Consider the following 5588-nt stretch of genomic DNA (forward strand, 5'->3'; position numbering starts at 1 on the left):
CCAGCGACGGGTACGCGAGGAGTTCCGTGACGCGGTCGCGATCCGCCCGCGACTCGACGAGGGCGAAGCCCGCGACGAGCACCGGTCCGATGAGCGCCCCGACCACCGCGGCGACCACCAGGGCCACGAGGCTGTCGGCGACGAACGGCAGCGCGAGCCCCGCGACAGCCAGCAGCACGCTGCTCCCGAGCCAGCGGGATCAGCAGCGACGCCGGAGTGGTCGTCGTCGATGACACCGGAACCCGCCTCGGCGTGATCCCGACTCCGCACGTTGTGAGCAACTGCGCCTTCGACGCCGAGGAGCGACGCCTCTTCCTCACCGGCGAGGCGGACCTGTGGATGCTGGAGCTGCGATGAGCGACGTGGAGATGACGCGGATCCCGGGCGGGACCGTGCTGCGCGGCGACCAGCGCGGGGCGGACCGCCGCGAGATCACGGTGGAGGCGTTCGACCTCGGCGTTTACCCCGTCACCGAGGAGCAGATGGCGGAGATCCTCGGGATCACCGCGCAGAATCCGCGGCGCCCGGCGGTGCAGGTGAGCTGGCTTCGGGCCGTGCGGTTCTGCAACGCGCTCAGCGAGTGGGAGGGGCGCGATCCCGTGTACTCCTACGACGGCGAGGTCGTGGACTGGGACACCGAAGCCGACGGATTCCGGCTGCCGACCGAGGACGAGTGGGAGTACGCCTGCCGGGCCGGAGCGACCGGCTCCACGTACGGTCCGATCGCCGAGATCGCGTGGACGGCGGAGGACGGGCTGCGCGGCCCGACCGAGGTGGGCGGGAGGCTCCCCAACCTGCACGGGCTGTTCGACATGCTCGGCAACGTCTCGGAATGGTGCTGGGATCTCTTCGCCCCCGACACGAGCGACGCCCGGGCGTTCCGCGGGGGCAGCTGGAGCGACGCGCGCGCGATCGTGCGGGCATCGGCCCGTCGCGGCGCGAGCCCGCGCTCGGCGTTCGACGACGTGGGGCTCCGCGTCGCGCGCGGTGCTCTCAATCGGACGCGCTGATCGCGTCGCTCACGCCGTCGACGAACGCGGTGATCGTCTTCAACTGCTGGTCGGAGAAGGTCTCGGCCACCGCGACCATCGCACTCAGGTGGTGGCCGAAGTGACGGAAGAACTCGGTGCGCGACTTCGGCGTGAGCACGACCACGCGCGCCCGCCCATCCGACGGATGCGGCCGACGCACGAGGTGTCCCGACGTCTCGAGGCGGTCGAGCAGCTTCGTCGTCGACGCGGTCGAGATGCGCAGGTGCGAAGCGACATCGTGGGGACTGACCATTTCGCCCCGCTGCTCGCGGATGATCAGCATGCGCAGCGTCGCGAGGTCGCTGGCGTTCATGTCCATGTCGCCCTTCATCTCGCTGTTCATGCGATCGAGGGCATCACTGAGCGCGCGGACGGACTCCAGTGCTCGCACCACGCCGGGTCGATTAGCACGGAACTCGTCGACGACGGACACGGTGGACACCTCCATTACGCTCTGGGTATAGTCGGCTCACATCGCTAGCTAAACTAGCAAACTGGAGGCACGATGAGCGAGACCGAGTACGTCGTCCTCCTGGACGACTGGGGCAACGAGATCGGCACCGCCCCGAAGGCGAGCGTCCACGGCACCGACACGGCACTCCACCTGGCATTCTCCTGCCACGTCGTGAATGCGGACGGTCAGGTGCTCGTGACGCGCCGTGCATTGGACAAGAAGACGTGGCCCGGGGTCTGGACGAATTCGTTTTGCGGCCACCCCGCGCCCGCCGAACCGGTCCTGCAGGCCGTCCACCGCCGCGCGGCGTTCGAGGTCGGCCTCACCATCCGGGACGTCGAACTCGCCCTCCCGCTCTTCCGTTATCGGGCCGTGGATGCCAGCGGCATCGTCGAGCACGAGATCTGCCCCGTCTACGTGGCGCGCACCGATGAGGAACCGCGGCTGAACCCGGCCGAGGTCGCCGAAGCACGCTGGGTCGACCCCGCGGAGCTCGCGGCCTCCCTCGAGGCGACGCCGTGGGCATTCAGCCCGTGGCTCGTCCTGCAGGCGCAGCAGCTCCACCTCTTCTCGCCACCCCCGGCCATCCGGGCGGCCTCATGATCGCTCTCTCCACGACCCCCACCGCCCGGGCCGAGATCGACGCCGCGATCCACGCGGTCGTGGCCCGCCTCACCCGCCGCCTGCGCGAGCACGGCGACGGCGCCCGGGCCCTGGCATCCGCCATCGCCCGGGCCGCGGAAGGCGGGAAGCGGTTCCGCCCGCTGCTCGTGGTGGCCGCGTTCGACACGCTGCGGGGCGATGACGCCCAGCGGCCGGCGCTCTACCAGGTGGCCGCGGCGTTCGAGCTGCTGCACACCGCCTTCGTGGTGCACGACGACGTCATCGATCACGACCTCGAACGTCGCGGCGTCGCCAACGTCGCCGGGGAATTCCGCGCCCGCGGTCTCGATCAGGGCGCGGATGCCACGGGCGCGGCGCTCCTCGGAGATGCAGCCGGCATCCTCGCCGGCGACCTGCTGCTGCACGAGGCGAGCCGACTCGTCGCCCTCGCGGACCTCCCGACGGGCGTGCGCAGCGACCTGCTGCGCCTGGTGGAGGACGCGGTGCTCATCTCCGCCGCGGGAGAGCTCGCCGACGTGGAGAACGCCGTGTCCGCCGGAGAGGTCGACGCGGAGACGATCCTTCGCACGACCCACGACAAGACCGCGGTCTATTCCTTCTCCGCCCCGCTGGAGGCCGGAGCGGTCCTCGCCGGTGCGGACGGTCCCGTGCGGGCCGCACTGGAGCGCTTCGGACAGCGCCTCGGCCTCGCGTATCAACTCGTCGACGACCTCATCGGCGCGTTCGGCTCCGCCGAGCAGTCGGGCAAGGGCGAGGGCAGCGACCTCCGCGAGGCGAAGAAGACCCACCTCATCGTGTTGGCCCGCGAAACCGAGTCGTGGCCCGAGGTCAGCGAGGCGCTCGCGCTCGCGCACACGGGTCCGGTCGCGATCCGAGCCGCGCAGAGCGCGCTGAGCGAGTCGGGCGCCCGCGCGCGCCTGGAAGCCCTGGTGTGCGACACCCTCGACGAGGCGCGCGCGATCGTCTCGGCATCCACTCTCCCCGACGACTGCAAGACGATGCTCTACGACCTCGTCGACGCCGTGCAGGGACGCGTGCCGTGACGGGTCTGGAGCTCTACTCGCGCACGGCCGACGACGCCGCCGCCGCCGTGATCCACCGGTACTCGACCTCCTTTGGACTCGCGGCCCGCCTGCTCGGTCCCCGGCCGCGGCCGCACGTGCGCAACATCTACGCGCTCGTGCGTGTGGCCGACGAGATCGTCGACGGACCCGCGCACGACGCCGGACTCTCCCCCGCCCAGGAACGTGCCACGCTGGACGCGCTCGAGAACGAGGTCCGGGATGCCATCGCCTCGGGCTTCAGCGCCAACCTCGTCGTGCACGCGTTCGCGCGCACCGCGCGGGAGTGCGGCATCGGCGACGATCTCATCGCCCCGTTCTTCGCCTCCATGCGGACCGACCTCGAGACGACCGCGCACGACGACGCGTCGCACGACGCGTACGTGTACGGCTCCGCCGAGGTCGTGGGGCTTATGTGCCTCCAGGTGTTCCTGAACGCCGGGATGTCGGCTCCGGCCCGCCCCGCCCCCGACCTCGTCGACGGCGCGCGGCGCCTCGGGGCCGCCTTCCAGGACGTGAACTTCCTCCGCGACCTCGACGACGACGCCGCGCGCCTCGGCCGCGACTACCTCGACGGGGCCGCCGACGACGAGCGCCGCATCGCGGTCCTCGACCGCATCGACGCCGACCTCGCCGCCGCGGCCGCGACCGTCCCGTTCCTGCCGCCGGACTGCCGCCGCGCAGTCACCGCGGCGCACGACTTCTTCGCCGAGCTGTCGCGACGCCTCCGCCGCACTCCCGCGGGCGCGCCGCGCGTCCGCGTCCCGGACGGCGTCAAGGTCACGCTTGCCGCTCGCGCATTCCTCGGACGCCCACCGAAAGGGGCCCCCGCATGACCTCCCACCGCATCGTCGTCGTCGGAGGAGGCATCGCCGGGCTCGGCACGGCCGCGCTCCTGGCCGACCAGGGACACGACGTGCAGCTGTTCGAGGGGCGTGACCAGCTCGGCGGTCGCGCGGGATCGTGGGAGAGCGACGGGTTCCGGTTCGACACCGGCCCGAGCTGGTACCTCATGCCGGAGGTGTTCGACCACTTCTTTCGCCTGCTCGGCACCAGCGCCGCCGAGCAGCTCGATCTCGTGCGCCTCGACCCGGCGTACCGCGTCTACGGCCCTCCCGGCATGGGCGCGCCCATCGACGTCGTCTCGGGTCGCGAGGCCGTGCGAGCGCTGTTCGAGCAGCACGAGCCGGGCTCGGGCGACAAGGTCGAGGCGTACCTCGACTCCGCGAAGGACGCTTACGAGCTGTCGACGTCGAAGTTCCTGTACGACACGTACTCCTCGACCCAGGGCCTGCGCGACCCGGCTCTCGTGAAGCGGCTCCCCACGCTCATCCCACTCCTCACGCAGACGCTGTGGAAGCGGGTCACCCGCGACTTCTCGAACCCGCGGCTGCAGCAGATCCTCGCGTATCCGTCGGTGTTCCTGGGCGGCTCCCCGTTCGAGGTGCCGAGCCTGTACCACCTCATGAGTCACCTCGACCTCGGCGACGGCGTGCTGTACCCGCGCGGCGGATTCACCGAGATCATCGCGGCCATCGAGCGGCTGGCCCGCGAGCGCGGCGTCCGGATCGAGACCGGCGTCCCGGTCGAGGCCATCATCACCGACGACGGGATCGCCCGCGGCGTTCGTCTGGCCGACGGCCGGATCGTGCCGGCGGATGCCGTGGTCTCGGGCGCCGACCTCCACCACACGGAGACGCAGCTCCTCGAAGAGAGCGATCGGCAGTACCCCGAGAAGTGGTGGAAGGACCGCGTGCCGAGCCCCGGCGCGCTGCTGCTCCTGCTCGGCGTCAAGGGAGAGCTGCCGCAGCTCACCCACCACACGCTGCTGTTCACCGACGACTGGCACACGAACTTCGACGCGATCTTCGGCGAGAACAAGCGCATCCCCGACCCCGCGTCGATCTACGTCTGCCGGCCGAGCGCGTCCGACGACTCGGTCGCCCCCGCGGGATACGAGAACCTCTTCGTCCTCGTCCCCGTGCCCGCCGACCCGGTCAGCGGCCGCGGCGGCGTCGACGGAGCCGGCGACCCGCGGATCGAGGCCGCGGCCGACCGCGTGATCGCGCAGATCGGCGAGTGGGCCGGCATCCCGGACTTCGCCGAGCGCATCGTCGTGCGCAAGACCATCGCCCCGGAGGACTTCGCGACCGACCTGCACGCGTGGCACGGCAACTCCCTCGGGCTCGCGCACACGCTCGGGCAGAGCGCGATCTTCCGTCCGAAGAACCGCTCGCGGAAGGTGTCGAACCTCTACTACGCCGGAACGTCGGTGCTGCCGGGCATCGGTCTGCCGATGTGCCTGATCTCGGCGGAGCTCGTGGGTCAGCGCATGGCCGGCGATCGCACGGCCGGGCCCCTCAACGAGCCGGCTCACGCGGCGGTCTGACGTGCCCGGGATCTACCTCGGTGCGATCC

The 5588-nt window shown here is 71.3% G+C and carries 7 protein-coding genes; 6 read left to right on the top strand and 1 reads right to left on the bottom strand.

The genetic code is table 11. The features are described 5' to 3' along the window. The first annotated feature begins 216 nt into the window (after nt 1-216). Nucleotides 217-357 (top strand): hypothetical protein, encoded by a 141-nt coding sequence (locus tag I5G_RS24830; RefSeq protein ID WP_022879764.1) that lies wholly within the window; start codon nt 217-219, stop codon nt 355-357. Beyond that, on the top strand, nt 354-1010 hold the full coding sequence (locus I5G_RS14900; protein WP_022879765.1) for an SUMF1/EgtB/PvdO family nonheme iron enzyme: 657 nt from the start codon (nt 354-356) through the stop codon (nt 1008-1010). Before I5G_RS24830 ends, I5G_RS14900 begins: the two co-directional genes overlap by 4 nt. On the opposite strand, the gene I5G_RS14905 is transcribed toward I5G_RS14900, so the two are convergent. Then, on the bottom strand, nt 994-1479 hold the full coding sequence (locus tag I5G_RS14905) for a MarR family winged helix-turn-helix transcriptional regulator (protein WP_022879766.1): 486 nt from the start codon (nt 1477-1479) through the stop codon (nt 994-996). The genes I5G_RS14900 and I5G_RS14905 overlap by 17 nt on opposite strands. A 57-nt stretch (nt 1480-1536) precedes the next feature. Between I5G_RS14905 and idi the strand changes: the two genes are divergently transcribed. The 4 genes from idi to crtI are packed head-to-tail and all read left to right on the top strand — an operon-like array spanning nt 1537 to nt 5559. Next, the gene (gene idi / locus I5G_RS14910; RefSeq protein ID WP_022879767.1) at nt 1537-2088 is read left to right on the top strand and encodes an isopentenyl-diphosphate Delta-isomerase; all 552 of its coding nucleotides are present in this window, start codon (nt 1537-1539) and stop codon (nt 2086-2088) included. Beyond that, entirely contained in the window at nt 2085-3152 is a 1068-nt protein-coding gene (locus I5G_RS14915; protein WP_022879768.1) for a polyprenyl synthetase family protein, read from the top strand. Before idi ends, I5G_RS14915 begins: the two co-directional genes overlap by 4 nt. Next, a complete protein-coding gene (locus I5G_RS14920) occupies nt 3149-4006 on the top strand; it encodes a squalene/phytoene synthase family protein (RefSeq protein ID WP_022879769.1) in 858 nt (285 codons plus the stop codon). The genes I5G_RS14915 and I5G_RS14920 overlap by 4 nt, the downstream gene beginning before the upstream one ends. Further along, the gene (gene crtI, locus I5G_RS14925; protein WP_022879770.1) at nt 4003-5559 is read left to right on the top strand and encodes a phytoene desaturase family protein; all 1557 of its coding nucleotides are present in this window, start codon (nt 4003-4005) and stop codon (nt 5557-5559) included. Before I5G_RS14920 ends, crtI begins: the two co-directional genes overlap by 4 nt. Nucleotides 5560-5588: the final 29 nt, after the last annotated feature.

The organism is Microbacterium sp. B19 (genome assembly GCF_000333395.1).
Lineage (GTDB): Bacteria > Actinomycetota > Actinomycetes > Actinomycetales > Microbacteriaceae > Microbacterium.

What these genes read in the sequence shown, in the direction of transcription:
- crtI (WP_022879770.1), top strand. Translation starts at nt 4,003, where the DNA reads ATGACCTCCCACCGCATCGTCGTCGTCGGAGGAGGCATCGCCGGGCTC.
- I5G_RS14915 (WP_022879768.1), top strand. Translation starts at nt 2,085, where the DNA reads ATGATCGCTCTCTCCACGACCCCCACCGCCCGGGCCGAGATCGACGCC.
- I5G_RS14905 (WP_022879766.1), bottom strand. Translation starts at nt 1,479, where the DNA reads ATGGAGGTGTCCACCGTGTCCGTCGTCGACGAGTTCCGTGCTAATCGA.
- I5G_RS14900 (WP_022879765.1), top strand. Translation starts at nt 354, where the DNA reads ATGAGCGACGTGGAGATGACGCGGATCCCGGGCGGGACCGTGCTGCGC.
- idi (WP_022879767.1), top strand. Translation starts at nt 1,537, where the DNA reads ATGAGCGAGACCGAGTACGTCGTCCTCCTGGACGACTGGGGCAACGAG.